Origin of the sequence: Okeania sp. SIO2B3, assembly GCF_010672525.1 — a bacterium.
Taxonomy (GTDB): Bacteria; Cyanobacteriota; Cyanobacteriia; order Cyanobacteriales; family Microcoleaceae; genus Okeania.
This window is the reverse complement of sequence record NZ_JAAHGH010000092.1, coordinates 1-14,149: the sequence shown is the minus strand read 5'-3', so window position 1 is coordinate 14,149 and position 14,149 is coordinate 1. Positions and strand designations below refer to the sequence as shown.

Annotated in this window: 14 protein-coding genes; 11 read left to right on the top strand and 3 right to left on the bottom strand. The window is 40.0% G+C overall.

Annotation, left to right across the window (positions count from 1 at the left end; translation table 11 throughout):
* The first annotated feature begins 233 nt into the window (after positions 1–233).
* The 5 genes from F6K15_RS30660 to F6K15_RS30640 all read left to right on the top strand — a co-directional run bounded on the left by F6K15_RS30660 (position 234) and on the right by F6K15_RS30640 (position 5,045).
* Positions 234–1,289: a Gfo/Idh/MocA family protein gene (locus F6K15_RS30660; RefSeq protein ID WP_293068656.1), complete on the top strand. Its 1,056-nt coding sequence runs from the start codon at positions 234–236 to the stop codon at positions 1,287–1,289.
* Positions 1,290–1,994: 705 nt separating this feature from the next.
* A complete protein-coding gene (locus F6K15_RS30655; protein WP_293068653.1) occupies positions 1,995–2,843 on the top strand; it encodes an FkbM family methyltransferase in 849 nt (282 codons plus the stop codon).
* 316 nt (positions 2,844–3,159) lie between these two features.
* Entirely contained in the window at positions 3,160–4,140 is a 981-nt protein-coding gene (locus F6K15_RS30650; RefSeq protein WP_375341100.1) for an endonuclease/exonuclease/phosphatase family protein, read from the top strand.
* Between the two features lie 127 nt (positions 4,141–4,267).
* The gene (locus F6K15_RS30645; protein WP_293068647.1) at positions 4,268–4,450 is read left to right on the top strand and encodes a hypothetical protein; all 183 of its coding nucleotides are present in this window, start codon (positions 4,268–4,270) and stop codon (positions 4,448–4,450) included.
* On the top strand, positions 4,395–5,045 hold the full coding sequence (locus tag F6K15_RS30640) for a DUF364 domain-containing protein (protein ID WP_293068644.1): 651 nt from the start codon (positions 4,395–4,397) through the stop codon (positions 5,043–5,045). The genes F6K15_RS30645 and F6K15_RS30640 overlap by 56 nt, the downstream gene beginning before the upstream one ends.
* A 667-nt stretch (positions 5,046–5,712) precedes the next feature.
* Here the strand turns inward: F6K15_RS30640 and guaD are convergent.
* Positions 5,713–6,789, bottom strand: a complete 1,077-nt coding sequence (gene guaD, locus F6K15_RS30635; protein WP_293068697.1) for a guanine deaminase — start codon at positions 6,787–6,789, stop codon at positions 5,713–5,715.
* Positions 6,790–6,936: 147 nt separating this feature from the next.
* Between guaD and F6K15_RS30630 the strand changes: the two genes are divergently transcribed.
* The 3 genes from F6K15_RS30630 to F6K15_RS30620 are packed head-to-tail and all read left to right on the top strand — an operon-like array spanning position 6,937 to position 8,083.
* Positions 6,937–7,197 (top strand): helix-turn-helix domain-containing protein, encoded by a 261-nt coding sequence (locus F6K15_RS30630; protein ID WP_293068642.1) that lies wholly within the window; start codon positions 6,937–6,939, stop codon positions 7,195–7,197.
* Complete coding sequence (locus F6K15_RS30625) at positions 7,154–7,819, top strand: transposase (protein ID WP_293068639.1); 666 nt, start codon at positions 7,154–7,156, stop codon at positions 7,817–7,819. The genes F6K15_RS30630 and F6K15_RS30625 overlap by 44 nt, the downstream gene beginning before the upstream one ends.
* Before the next feature lie 18 nt (positions 7,820–7,837).
* The gene (locus F6K15_RS30620; protein ID WP_293068636.1) at positions 7,838–8,083 is read left to right on the top strand and encodes a zinc ribbon domain-containing protein; all 246 of its coding nucleotides are present in this window, start codon (positions 7,838–7,840) and stop codon (positions 8,081–8,083) included.
* A 173-nt stretch (positions 8,084–8,256) separates the two neighbouring features.
* Here F6K15_RS30620 and F6K15_RS30615 read toward each other — a convergent pair whose 3' ends face one another.
* Both F6K15_RS30615 and F6K15_RS30610 read right to left on the bottom strand, forming a co-directional pair.
* Positions 8,257–8,514 (bottom strand): hypothetical protein, encoded by a 258-nt coding sequence (locus F6K15_RS30615; protein WP_293068633.1) that lies wholly within the window; start codon positions 8,512–8,514, stop codon positions 8,257–8,259.
* A 241-nt stretch (positions 8,515–8,755) separates the two neighbouring features.
* Positions 8,756–9,589 carry a class I SAM-dependent methyltransferase gene (locus tag F6K15_RS30610; protein WP_293068631.1) on the bottom strand — a complete coding sequence of 278 codons (834 nt, stop codon included), beginning with the start codon at positions 9,587–9,589 and terminating at the stop codon, positions 8,756–8,758.
* A gap of 240 nt (positions 9,590–9,829) precedes the next feature.
* Between F6K15_RS30610 and F6K15_RS30605 the strand changes: the two genes are divergently transcribed.
* The 3 genes from F6K15_RS30605 to F6K15_RS30595 all read left to right on the top strand — a co-directional run bounded on the left by F6K15_RS30605 (position 9,830) and on the right by F6K15_RS30595 (position 13,844).
* Positions 9,830–11,134, top strand: coding sequence for a homoserine dehydrogenase (locus tag F6K15_RS30605; RefSeq protein ID WP_293068694.1), 1,305 nt, complete (start codon positions 9,830–9,832; stop codon positions 11,132–11,134).
* 302 nt (positions 11,135–11,436) lie between these two features.
* Complete coding sequence (locus tag F6K15_RS30600; RefSeq protein WP_293068628.1) at positions 11,437–12,546, top strand: polymorphic toxin-type HINT domain-containing protein; 1,110 nt, start codon at positions 11,437–11,439, stop codon at positions 12,544–12,546.
* 776 nt (positions 12,547–13,322) lie between these two features.
* A complete protein-coding gene (locus F6K15_RS30595; RefSeq protein ID WP_293068625.1) occupies positions 13,323–13,844 on the top strand; it encodes a hypothetical protein in 522 nt (173 codons plus the stop codon).
* Positions 13,845–14,149 lie beyond the last annotated feature (305 nt).

The following is a 14,149-nucleotide window of genomic DNA, read 5'->3' as shown; positions in this document are numbered from 1 at the left end:
GGCAATATCATTCCATGATGTGCAACCCCACTTATACAATATATTTGAGGGGGATGGGAAGATAGGATATAGGAGGAGATTGGATATTGAAGTCTAGATAAAATTATGAACATATATTATATAACCGGATTCTATATGACTCCTGACTCCTACCCTTACCAAAAGATTTTATTCAGCAAACCCTAAGTTGTAATATTTTGGTGTCACTAATGCAGATAAATGACCAAATTCCCATGCCTGAACAGCCACGACCCATAGTAATTATCGGTGCTGGTGGCATTGTATCCGATGCTCACCTACCAGCATATCAGATCGCTGGTTTTAAGGTAGCAGGAATTATTGATATCAAGCAGGAGAAAGCAGTCTCGCTGGCTGAGAAATTCTCCATCCCCAAAGTTTACGCCAGTGTTGAACAAGCTGTAACCCAAGCTCCAGCAAACACAGTCTTTGATATTGCTGTACCAGCCTCAGCTTTGCTGGAACTGCTTCCCAAGTTTCCCCGAGGAGCTGGGATATTGATCCAAAAGCCCATGGGCGAGGATCTAGCTCAGGCACGTCAGTTGTTAAGCATCTGTCGCGAACGGGAGTACACTGCGGCAGTTAATTTTCAGTTGCGCACAGCACCGCCTGTGATAGCAGCTCGCCACTTGATCGAAGAAGGTTACCTGGGCGAGCTTCTCGACATTGAGATGCGGGTTACAGTTGACACCCCTTGGCATTTATGGGACTTCTTTGAAAAGTGCCAGCGGGTAGAAATTCTTTACCACAGCATCCACTATATCGACCTCATCCGCTCATTCTTGGGAGACCCCAAGGGGGTTTACGCAAAAACAGTAAAGCATCCCGATCTGATGAAGATAGCGTCAGTGCGCACGACCTTAATGTTGGACTATGGGGAGTTTGTGCGGGCTACCATTAACACTAACCATGCTCATAAATTTGGTCTGAAACATCAGGAATCATATTTGAAATTCGAGGGTACCCAAGGAGCCATCAAGATCCGCCTGGGGGTGATGATGGATTATCCTAAGGGAACTAGCGATGAATTTGAAGTCTGCCTGCTGCGGGGGGAGGAGGAAGCGGAGTGGCAAAGCTACGAGATTCGGGGGTCGTGGTTTCCAGAAGCCTTCATCGGTTCCATGTCCAGCCTGATGCGCAAGTTGGAAGACCAATCTCGCCCCTTGCCCACTTCGGTGGAAGATGCCTTTGTCACTATGTCCTGTGTCGAAGCAGCCTACCAGTCCAGCGAGGGAGGTGGCGTTCCTCTTCACGGAAGTCAAAATTCGTAGGGGCGAATGGCCATTCGCCCCTACAAAAGCGAGTGCTAATTGGCGAGGTTTCCTCAGAATGTAAGACGCACATCTGACAGTCAAAAGTAAGATTTTATAGACTCAGAACTTTGAGACTACAGCAACTTCAGGAAAGTATTTCACATCTTTGACATACTCCCGACGTTGCGCTAACGCGACAACGCGGGATTCGTCTCTCAGAAAAAAAAGCTGACTGCTGTTTATACAGAGGTGATGTCCTCCCCCTGTGTTTAGAACAATTAAAATCTATTTATTTGTAATTGTCAATAGCTATCAATGCATATATTACAATATAGTATGTATACTACAAAAAGAAAATCCCCGATGAACAACACAGATAACGCCCGGCTTTCCCATACGGCGCTCCCCTCCGGGAGAGCGCGGGACTTCCCGCCGGGGGAGTTAAAGTGAATTGGTATAACGTGTCATTGGAGAAAAATATTGAAAGGCTTAACCGAAAAAGTGGATCTGAAGCTTTCCCCTTTCAGGTAGACTTTTGCTAAGATTTCTGTAGGATGATGTTAATTAACGAATGGTAATTTTACCAAAAAATAAGGTTTAAAGCTTCTCCTTTTAAGGGGATGAAAAAATTAAGTTTCCGTATTTCAAACCTCTGGGTTTCCTAGGTCATGCTGCGCAAACAGCCAGAGGTGCTGATAACTAATAACTGATAACTGAAATGACATGGTGAAACTTCCAACTGAGAAAAAAATCACAATTGCCCGATTGATTAGTAATTTTATCGTTGGGGTTAGAGCAATCTTTGGGCTTTCATCTATTACTAAAGTATATCGTCGAGGTTTATGTTGGTCTCTTGATTTAAAAGAGGGTATAGATCTTGCGATTTATTTAGGAGTTTACGAGCCAGAAACAATCAAGGAACTAAAGCGTATTATCAAGCCGGGAGATGTTGTTGTGGATATCGGTGCTAACATCGGTGCAATAACTCTTCCCTTAGCTGAATATGTGGGAGTTGATGGACGTGTTATTGCTTTTGAACCAACTTCATGGGCCTATGGTAAGTTACAGAATAATTTATCTTTAAATCCTCATTTGCTCAATCGAGTTAGGACTGAGCAGATGATGTTACTAGAGGAGGAAAAAGAACTGCCATCTTTTGTGTATTCGAGTTGGAATCTGTCGGAGAGCGAGGACAAATTGACGCACCCACAACACAAAGGAAGATTAATGACGACTGATGGGGGGCAAGGAATATCACTTGATGGATATTTCGAGAAGCATCTCCACAAGAAAGTCGATTTGATTAAATTAGATGTGGATGGCTATGAACTAGCTGTTCTCAAAGGTGCAAGAAAACTGCTTTTACGAGATTCCCCCAAGATAATTCTTGAGATGGCTCGTCAAAATGAGGAAGAGGAAAAACAGTTAGAGAAATTGCTTGCTGAGTTAAAAGACGCTCAATATCGACTGGTACATTTAACCGCTAAATATCCAATTATGATGACAAAGGAGGCGATCGAAAAATTATGTCCTCCGGGTGGAAGTATAAATGTTCTCGCACTTCCCCAATAACGAAGTCAGAAGTCAGAAGTTAACCCACCCCTGCCCCTCCCCAACCCACCCCTAACTCCTCCCAGGAGGGGAGGGGAAGTAGGGGATGCGTGAGCTTCGCTCCAAAAACCCGATCGCCTTAAAAAGTGGGGTAAGCTAAGACACATTTAAAATGTGCCTTAGCAAGTCAGAAGTTAGAAGTCAGAAGTCAGAATTAATAGGGATTATACTTTATATTAGGTACACAACAAATAAGTGGTTTAAATGCACAACAGCTTATTAGACCCAATTATTTTGATAAGACTATTTTTGCTTGGTAATTTAAACAGGAAATCTGATGGATATTTTGGGGATAGAAAAACTACTATACTTGATTTTTGTCATTACCATCGTTTTAGTGACTCTATGTTCTCTGGCAAGTTATTTAGGGAAGTTTCATTTTCTGCTCGAACTAACCTGCCATTTTAAAATCCAATATACATTTCTTAGCTTGTTGGGGATCTCGTTTTTTTTATGGGTTGGCAATTATCTCTGGTTGCTGATTAGTTTATTCTGCCTGACGATTAATTTATTAGAAGTAATCCCGTTTTATATTTCCCGAAATATAATCAAAGATGGGAGCGTTCAAAAAATCAGATTTTTGGAAGCGAATGTCTTCTATATGAACCAACAGTATGAGCGATTAATCTCTGAAGTCAAAGAAGAAAATCCCGATGTAGCCATATTTATAGAAGTGACTGATGCTTGGGCAGAAAAATTAGAACTTTTACAACAAGATTATTCTTATTGGGTGATTCATCAAGATCCACAAATTGCTTTCGGTAAAAATATAAATTTGGGAATAGCAGTTTATAGCAAGATACCTCTAAAAAATACATCGATACAAGATTTAGGAGGAGGAAGAAAAACCGTAAGTACCCAAGTTGAGATTCAGGGAAAAACTCTCTCAATATTAGCAACCCATCCTACTTGGAGTATTGGAAAATATAAGTTTAATTTGAGGAATAAACAACTATCAGAAATTGCCAGTTATGTAGCAAGTCAGAAAAGCTCAATTGTAGTCATTGGGGATTTGAATATAACGATGTGGTCTCCATATTACAAAGAGTTGATTCGTAATTCTGGACTGTATAATGCACGAACAGGCTTTGGGATAATTCCCACTTGGCCAAGCTTTCTCCCGTTATTATCTATTCCAATAGACCATTGTTTGGTAAGTCAAAATATTAGGGTTGTCAAAATAAAAAGTGGTAAAAATATAGGTTCAGATCATTTACCTTTAATCACAGATTTAATCATTACTGGTAACAGAATATAAATTTGGTAGTCCTGCATTTTGTTCAAGTACAAATTGTGGCATTATATTAAAATAATCCCTAAAATTTGGCAATATTGACTTAAATCTAACTTTTGACTTTTGACTTTTAACTTTTAACTTTTGAACTATGGTGCATCCAAAAGAAATATACGATTTGTTGTTAGATTATGGCAAAACTAATACTCCTATCAAAGAAATATTAATTGGTTTAACCTGGACTCTGTGTGAAACTGAAAGTATTTATTGGTTTATGTATGAGTCCAGGTACAGTGACCCGCACATTACCTTGGTCGGGAACTCTGGTAAATAAACCTGTAAAAGAATTGGCATCCTGGTTACGCTCTTGGAATAGTTTTGAGGCAACTGTGGGAATGGCTGCTATTAATGCAGAAATAAATGGGCGTTCGCGGAGCGTGGCGTCAGCCGCATCGCCACTTCCTGCTCAAGGAGAATCATTATCTCCATACGGACCGGGAAATTTGGCAGTATTTGAATATTTTCTACCAATGATTCGAGGGAAAAAAGTAGCTATTATTGGTAGGTATCCCCGGTTATCTCGTTATGAGAATGAGATGGAAATGACTGTCATCGAAAGGCAACCGGGAGCGGACGACCTTCCCGACCAAGCATCGGAGTATTTATTACCGGAGGCGGAATGGGTGTTTTTGACAGCTACTTCTATTGCTAATAAGACTTTTCCTCGGTTAGTGGAATTGGCTAAAAATTCTCAGTTAGTTTTGATGGGTCCGACTATGCCTTGGTTGGCTGATTTTAAACAATTTGGGATTGATTATTTGGCGGGAGTTACTGTTAGTAATTCTCAAGCTTTAAGACAAACTGTTGCTGAAGGTGGAGGGGTAAGAATTTTTGAAACAGGCGTGCAATATCATGTGTTGAAGTTATAGTAGAAATAAATTATACTAAATCTCAAAAGTTTTGCTATATATCCTTGTGATTGGGAGATGAGGATATGGAATATTCACTAAATATAATATTTATGTATGAGAAATAGTATTATATCATGTCCGGATAATTAGTTATAAAAAAACTTTCTTCTTCTTCTCCTATTCTTCCTCTTGCTTCTTCTTTCTTCCCTCCTGACTCAGTCGTTCCCCTCCTGGGAGGGGGAGGGGCGAGGGGTGGGTTTACTCCTGAGGACTCCGTAGTTATTTATTTATCACTGTTCAACCGGACATGATATTACTCGACATATAAAACCCATTTGATCGCTATATAATTATGGAACTCAAGTCTTTTCGCGCATCAATTTTGACCGAAAATCTTGGTGTTGGTGTGTTGAATTTTGTGTATTATTTCTCCCCATATCTTCCCTTTTTCTTCTTCCCCTCCACGGTCGGGGGAGGGGCGAGGGGTAGGTTGTCTCCTGTCTCCAGTATAGCTGTCTCCTTGCTAAATTTATGAAGAGACGATCAGGGGTTCTATATAGCGTTTCTCAAATTAGTGAGATACAGTTGTTTTTCTTTTTTTCTATCCCCTGTTTCTCGAATTACTACTCCCTACTCCCTACTCCCTAAAACAAACGAATTTTCTACCTCACCAATATGATAATTGCTATATCTTATGTTCATAAACTAAATTTCCGGCTATATAAGTAGCTTTAACTACTCGTTCATCTCCCAAAATAATCAGGGTAAATAATTCATCAATAATGTCAGTTAATGAGTCGGAATTATTTCGATAATTACGCAATTTTAACAACGGAGTTACTCTGGTATCTAGCACAACTAAATCTGCTTCTTTCCCTAAATCAAAATTGCCAATTTTATGTTCGAGAGATAGAGATTTTGCTCCTCCTAAAGTAGCCAGATAAAAAGCTTTTAAAGAAGATAAATTTTTCCCTTGTAATTGAGATATTTTATAAGCATCATTCATAGTTTGAAATATTGAAAAGCTAGTGCCACCTCCCACATCTGTACCAAAACCAACTTTCACTGGAGTTTGTTGAGATTTTGCTGTGTTTAGTTGGAATAAACCGCTGCCTAAAAATAGATTTGAGGTCGGACAAAATGCAATAGTTGAATCTGCTTGTGAGAGTCGATTAAATTCAGAATCACTGAGATAAATACCGTGGGCGAAAATTGATTTATCACTAACTAAACCAAACTTTTCATAAATATCTAAGTATTCTTTACTATTAAGAAAAAGTTGGGAAACTTTATCAATTTCAGATTTTTGTTCAGATAAATGTGTATGTACATAAACATCTGGAAATTGTTGTTTGAGAACTCCAGATAGATGTAGTTGTTCGGGGGTAGAAGTAATGGCAAATCTCGGAGTAATAGCATATAGAAGTCTGCCTTTACCATGCCATTTTTTAATCAAATTTTTGCTATCTTCGTAGCTAGTTTCTGGGGTATCCAACAAATAATCTGGAGCATTCCGGTCCATGAACATTTTACCAGCAATTATCCGCATATTTCGTAGTTCCGCTGCTTCAAATAGGGCATCAACTGACTGAGGATAAACAGTGGTTAAAACTAAGGCACTTGTCGTACCATTTTTTAGTAGTTGGTCGAGAAAAAAGGATGCTATTTGTTGAGCGTAGGTTTTATCTTGAAATTTTCCTTCTACTGGGAAAGTATATTTATCTAACCATTCCAAAAGTTGTTTGCTAGAGGAGGCAATTATTTCTGTTTGGGGCTAACTACTGAAGCCAAATAATTGGACAAAATTGGACAAATATTAATAAATATTAAAAAATTGCTGATTATTTGCTATCATACATTAGTATCATGCTAAAAATCCAAGACTTTTTTTCATGGCTTACCAGTTGAAATGCAGTCAATCAAGACCAAACTAAAAGTTAATAATAAACAAAAAACAATACTTGCCAAACACGCAGGAGTAGCTCGTCATGCTTATAATTGGGGATTAGCAACTTGCATAAAAGAGTACGAAGAAACTAAAAAACGCCCAAGCGCCATCACCCTGCATAAGCGTTTAGTAGCTGAAGTTAAATCAATTAATCCTTGGTATTATGAGGTGTCTAAATGTGCCCCAAGGGCAAGCATTAAGAGATTTAGAGAGAGCATTTAAAAACCTTCTCACTATTTCTAAACGTGGATTTCCAGTCTTTAAGAAAAAAGGTAGAAAAGACAGCTTTTACTTAGAAGGAAGTATTAAGATTTTCCAAGGAAACTACATACAATTACCCAGAATAGGAATAGTAAAAACATACGAAATCTTACCGAATTGCAGAGTAAAAAATGTCAGAATATCCAAAAGAGCAGATAGTTGGTACATCAGTTTTAAGTACAATTTTGAATCAGCTCCAACAGAAAAAGTAGGAGAAACTATTGGTGTAGACATAGGCATAAATACATTAGCAACCTGTTCTGATGGTAGTAAATTTGCCAATGTCAAAGCCTACAGACAAGCAAAAAAACAATTAGTTCGTCAGCAACGTGCAGTCAGCAAAAAAGTTATTGGCTCCAAAAACAGACGCAAAGCAGTAAAAAAACTAGCAAAAGTCCACAAAAAAGCGGATGCGACCCCGCGACGACGTCAGTCGCAAGGGAACGCGCACCAAGCAGTAGCCGATATTAGAGCAGACGCACTACATAAACTCACAACATGGTTAGCTAAAAACCACAGCACTATAGTAATTGAGGACTTGAACGTAAGTGGAATGCTCAAAAATCACAACCCACCCCTCTAGCTCCCCTCCCGGGAGGGGATGGGGGTGGGTGCTGATTGTGGCTTTTATGAATTTAAACGTCAACTTACATACAAAAGTGAATGGTACGGCAGTAAATTAATCATAGCTGATAGATATTATCCAAGTTCTCAAATATGTTCAAACTGTGGCCATCAACAGAAAATGCCATTGCACTTAAGAACTTATGAATGTAGTGAATGCAGTTTTGAAGCTGACAGAGATTTTAACGCTGCTGTCAACCTAAAAAACTATGTGTATCAGTAGCTTGAGAACAAGAGCGAATTTAAGCCTGTGGAGAAGATAAGTTACAGACTGCGGTCAGTGGTCTTCAGTGTTTGCGCAGCATTGCGTCAGCAAAGCAGGAAGCTAGCTCCAAAACCTATGCGATAGCTTACGCTTAACCGGAGGTTATCGTGTATGGGTAAGTTTGGGTAAGTTTAGTAGAACGGATAATGGATATGAATATCAATAAATCCTGGTAAAATTATCATTCCTGGATAAGAAGTAATCGGAATTTCAGGATATTTAGGCTTTAATTTTTCGTAGTTTCCTAGTTCTTGAATTATGCCTCCGGAGATAATCATTAAACCATCATGGATATAACGAACGGTTTCTAATTCTGGATAGTAAAATGGATCTGCAACAAAATCTATAAATGAGCCTCTGATTGCTGAGATGTTAATATTTTGATTCATTTTTATCCGATATTTTTGTAAGACTTTTGATAAAAAAATGGGTTAATAAACTTGAGTTAAGTTTGCAAGGAAGAAGGAATAAGCAAGAAGGAAGAAGGATTTAGAGCAATCTTAAATTGGTTGTAACAATTCTTATATTAGTTAATTTCAACAATAACTGACCAGTTAAAAAATCCTAAAACAATTACAAATCAATACTTTTGACTTTTAACTTTTAACTTTTAACTTCCGCGTAGCGGCACTAGACCTTTGGTTTCCGACCATATATATAGAAAGTCGTAATGTCATTCCAAATACCTTGGTCAGTTTGTAAGGATTTTAATTCATTTTCAAACTCTAATTTAGCTTGATTCAATTCCTCTATTGAAAGCTTTGATAAAGGGTGAGGATATTGTCCGGGTGCAGGATGAGATATTCCAGCCCACATTTTTTTTGCTGACTCTAAACTAATATAATTACCATCTTTTTCAACTTTAATTTCAATTAACTCAAAACTCGCTTTTTGAAGTAAATTTTGACATTTTTCAACTGTTCCAGTTGGCTGACTCATTAAATATGAAATGCCATATTTTTTCAGAATATTTTGTGTAATAACTCCTCCAACAAAAGCCGTTTCAGCAAAAGCTTGAATTCCCAGAATTCCTCCTGGTTTGAGAAATTTACGCCAAAGAAGCAGAGACTTAACTAGATCGGACATCCAAATAAATGCAGATGCACAAAAAATCCGCTCAAAATGATTTGCAGGAAAATCAATATTTTCAGCATCAGCTAGTAAAAATTCTAGATTATTTAGACCGAGAATATTCGCTTTTTTTTGGGCTTGAGCAATCATTCCAGGTGCAATATCAATGCCAATTACTTTACCTGAACTACCCACTAATTTAGCTGCAGCAATTGCACAATGACCTGTTCCTGTAGCAATATCTAAAATTTTTTGACCAGTATCTACTTGCCCATATTCAACTAAACGATTAGCAATTCTCCAGTGCCAATCACTATTATCATATTTATCGCTTCTGCGAGTATATAAATCTGCTATTTCTTGTTTGTAATTATTTAAGTTAAGTTGATGCATTAAACATTTTTCCAAAGGAATATTTTGCCAAAAAAGACTATTTTTTGTTCGATTTATTTATTATAGCAGTCGAAGGAAAGGGCGCGGACAGATCGACAGCTTAAAACTCAGACAACGTAAAATTTTTCCTTCTTTCTTCTTCCTTCTTTCTTCTTCCTTCTGCTATAATATTTAGGATAGTATTCAGCTATGATGGCTGAACCTTGCTCAAAACATTTAATTCATTATGGGTTAACAATCGTGGGATTCAAAATTGGTTTGTTGGGATTAGGTACAGTCGGTATAGGGACAGCAAAAATTTTGCTATCTCCAGAAGGTCGTCATCCTTTAATTCAGGAACTGGAAATACATAGAGTGGGAGTGCGCGATATCTCCAAAACCAGAGATATTAATCTATCTCCAGATATTTTAACAACAGATTTAGAAGCGATCGCTACTGACCCACACATAGATATTATAGTAGAACTGATCGGTGGGTTGGAACCGGCAAGAAGCCTAATTATCAAAGCTATTGCCCATGGCAAACACGTTGTCACCGCCAACAAAGCTGTTATCTCTCGCTATGGTCCAGAAATTTTTGCAGCAGCGAATGAAAAAGGTGTTTACGTTATGCTAGAAGCAGCAGTGGGTGGCGGTATCCCTGTTATTCAACCCCTCAAAGAATCTTTGGGAGTTAATCGCATTCATTCCGTTATCGGTATCATTAACGGGACAACCAACTACATCCTCACCAGAATGCAAAAAGAGGGAGCAGACTTTGCAGATGTTCTTGCCGATGCTCAAAAATTAGGTTATGCAGAAGCTGACCCCACCGCAGATGTAGAAGGGTTAGATGCCAAAGATAAAATCGCAATTTTGGCTTCTCTCGCTTTTGGCGGTTTAATTAAATTAGAAGATATTCATTGCGAAGGTATTCGTCAAGTAACGGCGGCTGATATTGCCTATGCTGACAGACTGGACTTTGTCATCAAATTATTAGCGATCGCCAAACACGACCCCAACAATACCAACCCCAACACAGACGAATTACAACTGAGAGTACATCCTACCCTCGTTCCTAAAACTCATCCCCTCGCGAGTATTAATGATGTTTATAACGCCATTCTGGTAGAAGGAGAACCTATTGGACAAGTAATGTTTTTCGGGCCTGGTGCAGGTTCAGGTCCCACAGCGAGTGCAGTTGTTTCCGACATTATGAGTATTGCTGCTATTCTACAAACAGAAACCGAACCCATTCCCCACCCTTTATTAAGCTGTACCCATCAACATTATTGTGAAACAGCATCAATGGCAGAACTTGTCACCAGATTTTATGCTCGTTTCCTGACAAAAGATCACCCTGGTGTTATTGGTAAACTGGGTACTTGTTTTGGCAACCATGATGTCAGTTTAGAATCTGTGGTACAAACAGGAATGAGCGATCTACTTGCAGAAATAGTGGTTGTCACCCATGATGTAAAAGAAGGCAACTTCCGGCAAGCATTAGAGGAAATTCAATCATTAGATGCGATCGATAGTATTCCCAGTGTATTGAGGGTGTTGTAGAAATAAAAAAAATTAGATGGTAATTAAACTACAACAAGTCCTGTAAACTTACTACTTATTTGGCTCAAAACCACAACCCACCCCCATCCCTTCCTGGGAGGTAGGGCTAATTCTTTGCCACTAGAGAAAAATTGATGGGGAGATGGGTAGATGGAGACCCACCCCTCGCCCCTCCCCCGACCGTGGAGGGGAATGTGGGGTTATATCATGTCCGGTTGAACAGTTATAAATAAACGACTAAGAAGTCAGTCTTCAGGAGTCAACCCACCCCTACCGCCATGGGAGGGGGTGACGCCGGCGATGTGGCGGCAGCTTTTGGGATTGGTTTTGGCACGGGTGCGTTATTTGCAGCTCCATACATCGGTCCGGTTGTTACTGCTCTTGATACGGGTTACAACGCTGTCCTCACTATTACCGATCCTTCTGTGGAAAATGGCATTCAGTTAGGAATGGATATTCTGTCCTTAGGGATGGATGCGGGAATGCGGCTGAAGAAAGGGGGCAAACAGTATGCCGAAGTCGGTGGTTGTGCTTCGTTTGTCGCTGGCACTGAGGTTGCTACTGCTGAAGGAGAAAAGGCTATTGAAGAAGTTGCCGTCGGCGATACCGTCCTTGCTTATAACGAGAAGACTGGTGAGGAAGGAGAGTATCCCGTCACGCACTTGTTTACTCGGATAGCGCCCGAGTCGATAGTTGTGACGGTGGGAGAAGAGGTTATAGCTACGACTCCAGAACACGAGTTTTATACCGCTAACGGTTGGGTCGAGGCTGAAGACCTCCAGATTGGTGAGACCTTAGTTCGGCTTGGCGGAAAAGTAGCTACTGTTACTGATTTAGAGTCTCGCCCAGACAGTACGCGGGTTTATAACTTCGAGGTTGATGAGGCGCATACTTATTATGTGTCAGCAGAGCACGTGCTCGTACACAATATGATGAAAGCATGTGCTAATTTGTTAAAACCTCCTACTCAAGAGTACACTCATATGGCCATAGATAAAAATGATTCAGGGTTAAATACATTGCGTAAATCTTTGAACGAAAACGGCTTACAAACAGCAGAACGTAGGAATATTAAGCTGTCTGAAGGCAGTGAAAAACTAAGACATCACCAGCACGTTTTTATGTGGGATAGTTCAGAAAAAGGAATGAAAGGTGCAGATGGTATTGAGTCAAGGGGAGGGGCAGTAAGAGTCAGAATTAGAAAGCAAGGATTAAACACATCAACTTTAAAGGGTGATAACATGGGACAATTGGGTGGAAAATCTACAAATGGGGCATGGGCTTATGAGGGAGATATTCCACGAAAATATTTATTTATCGAAGGAATAGATACTAAAACGACGCCGGGTTATCAGAGCTGGCTCGAGGGAAAAGGTTGGCTATACGGTCATGAAGCGTGGTGGCATGGGTAGCGAGCATCTTCATGCAGAAATTGCTGCTATCAGAGATGCTTTTAACAAAAATACTCAAGTTGATTTTCCGCAAAACCAAAACTAGGAGTTACTTTCGCCAGCATTTTATTCCTCGCTTGCACTGTTCTCCTTTTCCCTGCCCCAACGTTGAGCTTCACTCAGTACCCCACCGGGATCTCGCCAATGGGTCATAAGTGGCTCGATCGTTTAGTCGCCGTCGAATTGCTCGGCGGCGATCCAATCATGCAACCAGACCGAGATCCTGAGAAAGTCTTGGACTCAAGGAAAGCAAAAAATATCGACCTTGTTAAGCCAATCATAGACTTCGTGGCAGTTGTCCCAAGGATCGCGTCGAGGGAAGGGAGGCACTGATTTTCAATAAAAGTAGTTCCCAGAAAATTTTCTGCATTACTTTTGCAATAGGTCTAATTTTAGGGTATGCTAATCTTAATGCAGCGTTAGCCTTCTCCCAATATAAGGAAGTCCATTCAATTTACTAGAGTGGCTGCATCCGAAGTTACGCCTGCGGAATAGAAGGGGACTCCTCCCTAGATTGAAGCAGGAAGCGATCGCCAAGACCGGCCTTACCAAGATTTGCCAAGGTTGGTCGGAATTGTTTAAGTTATTGTGCGACAGTATTGCAAATCTTTAAATTTGCGTACTTCAAGTTGAATTTTACTCAGGAGAAATAGTTTATGTTTGTCAGCTTGACAAGCTTTGCAAAGCAGATGTTTTAGCTAAAAAAAGTCATTGGCGTACTTTCTTGCGTCGCTTTGATGACATTCTCAGTTTTCTTTACTGTCCAGCCTTCTGCTCTAGCTCAGTGTAATGGCACTGGTTACGTTACAGGTGGCGACACCGTTTACTTACAAGACCAGGGCGATATCTATATAGGAAAGTCTTACTCGGGCAGGCGATATTACTACCCGACAGTAACACCAGACTACCCAGTGGCAGGAAAATTTGAAATCCAAGGAACTGGCGGTCCGGTCTATGATGGCCAAAACATTCAACTTCAAACTTTAGATAAAGATGCTTGGGTTCCGAGTTGGCTTGATTACGATCTGCTCGGAGCATTTGGGGACGACTATTATCTTTACTACTGGGAAGACTACGGCACTAAAAGCGACTGGCGCATTGAGCGACCTAGTTATTTAAGTGAAGAACCGATTAAATACGGTGAGAACGTTTACGTAATTAACCGTGATTATAATGAATTCATGACCCCAACTGATAGCGGTTATTTAACCACAGAACCAAACGTTCACCTTTGGACTTTTCTTGAATATTGCGAGTAGTTAAAGTCTTAAGGTTGCGCGATCGCAAGATTACCTTGCATTGAATTAATGCGCGAGCGGGATGCGTTAGCTTCATGCTAACGCATCTTTTTTTTGTTAATGTGTTATATCATGTCCGCTTGAATACTTAGGGTTTGCTGATTATAGCGTTGACATCTCCAGGGGTTGAAACACCCTAGATTCCGTGGTTAATCCACCGCAAATGGGATGAATCCACATTTGCTTAAAGCCTGTCAACAGACTTCTAAACTCCTCGACATAGACCGAAATCTAGCTGTGAGTCTACTTTTTTTAGCTTTCACGAG

Bases quoted from the DNA above. Each gene is read 5' to 3' on its own strand.
- F6K15_RS30655 (WP_293068653.1), top strand. From the start codon at position 1,995: ATGGTGAAACTTCCAACTGAGAAAAAAATCACAATTGCCCGATTGATT.
- F6K15_RS30595 (WP_293068625.1), top strand. From the start codon at position 13,323: ATGACATTCTCAGTTTTCTTTACTGTCCAGCCTTCTGCTCTAGCTCAG.
- F6K15_RS30615 (WP_293068633.1), bottom strand. From the start codon at position 8,514: ATGAATCAAAATATTAACATCTCAGCAATCAGAGGCTCATTTATAGAT.
- F6K15_RS30610 (WP_293068631.1), bottom strand. From the start codon at position 9,589: ATGCATCAACTTAACTTAAATAATTACAAACAAGAAATAGCAGATTTA.
- F6K15_RS30630 (WP_293068642.1), top strand. From the start codon at position 6,937: ATGCAGTCAATCAAGACCAAACTAAAAGTTAATAATAAACAAAAAACA.
- F6K15_RS30645 (WP_293068647.1), top strand. From the start codon at position 4,268: ATGGTGCATCCAAAAGAAATATACGATTTGTTGTTAGATTATGGCAAA.
- F6K15_RS30640 (WP_293068644.1), top strand. From the start codon at position 4,395: ATGAGTCCAGGTACAGTGACCCGCACATTACCTTGGTCGGGAACTCTG.
- F6K15_RS30660 (WP_293068656.1), top strand. From the start codon at position 234: ATGCCTGAACAGCCACGACCCATAGTAATTATCGGTGCTGGTGGCATT.
- F6K15_RS30650 (WP_375341100.1), top strand. From the start codon at position 3,160: ATGGATATTTTGGGGATAGAAAAACTACTATACTTGATTTTTGTCATT.
- F6K15_RS30620 (WP_293068636.1), top strand. From the start codon at position 7,838: ATGGGGGTGGGTGCTGATTGTGGCTTTTATGAATTTAAACGTCAACTT.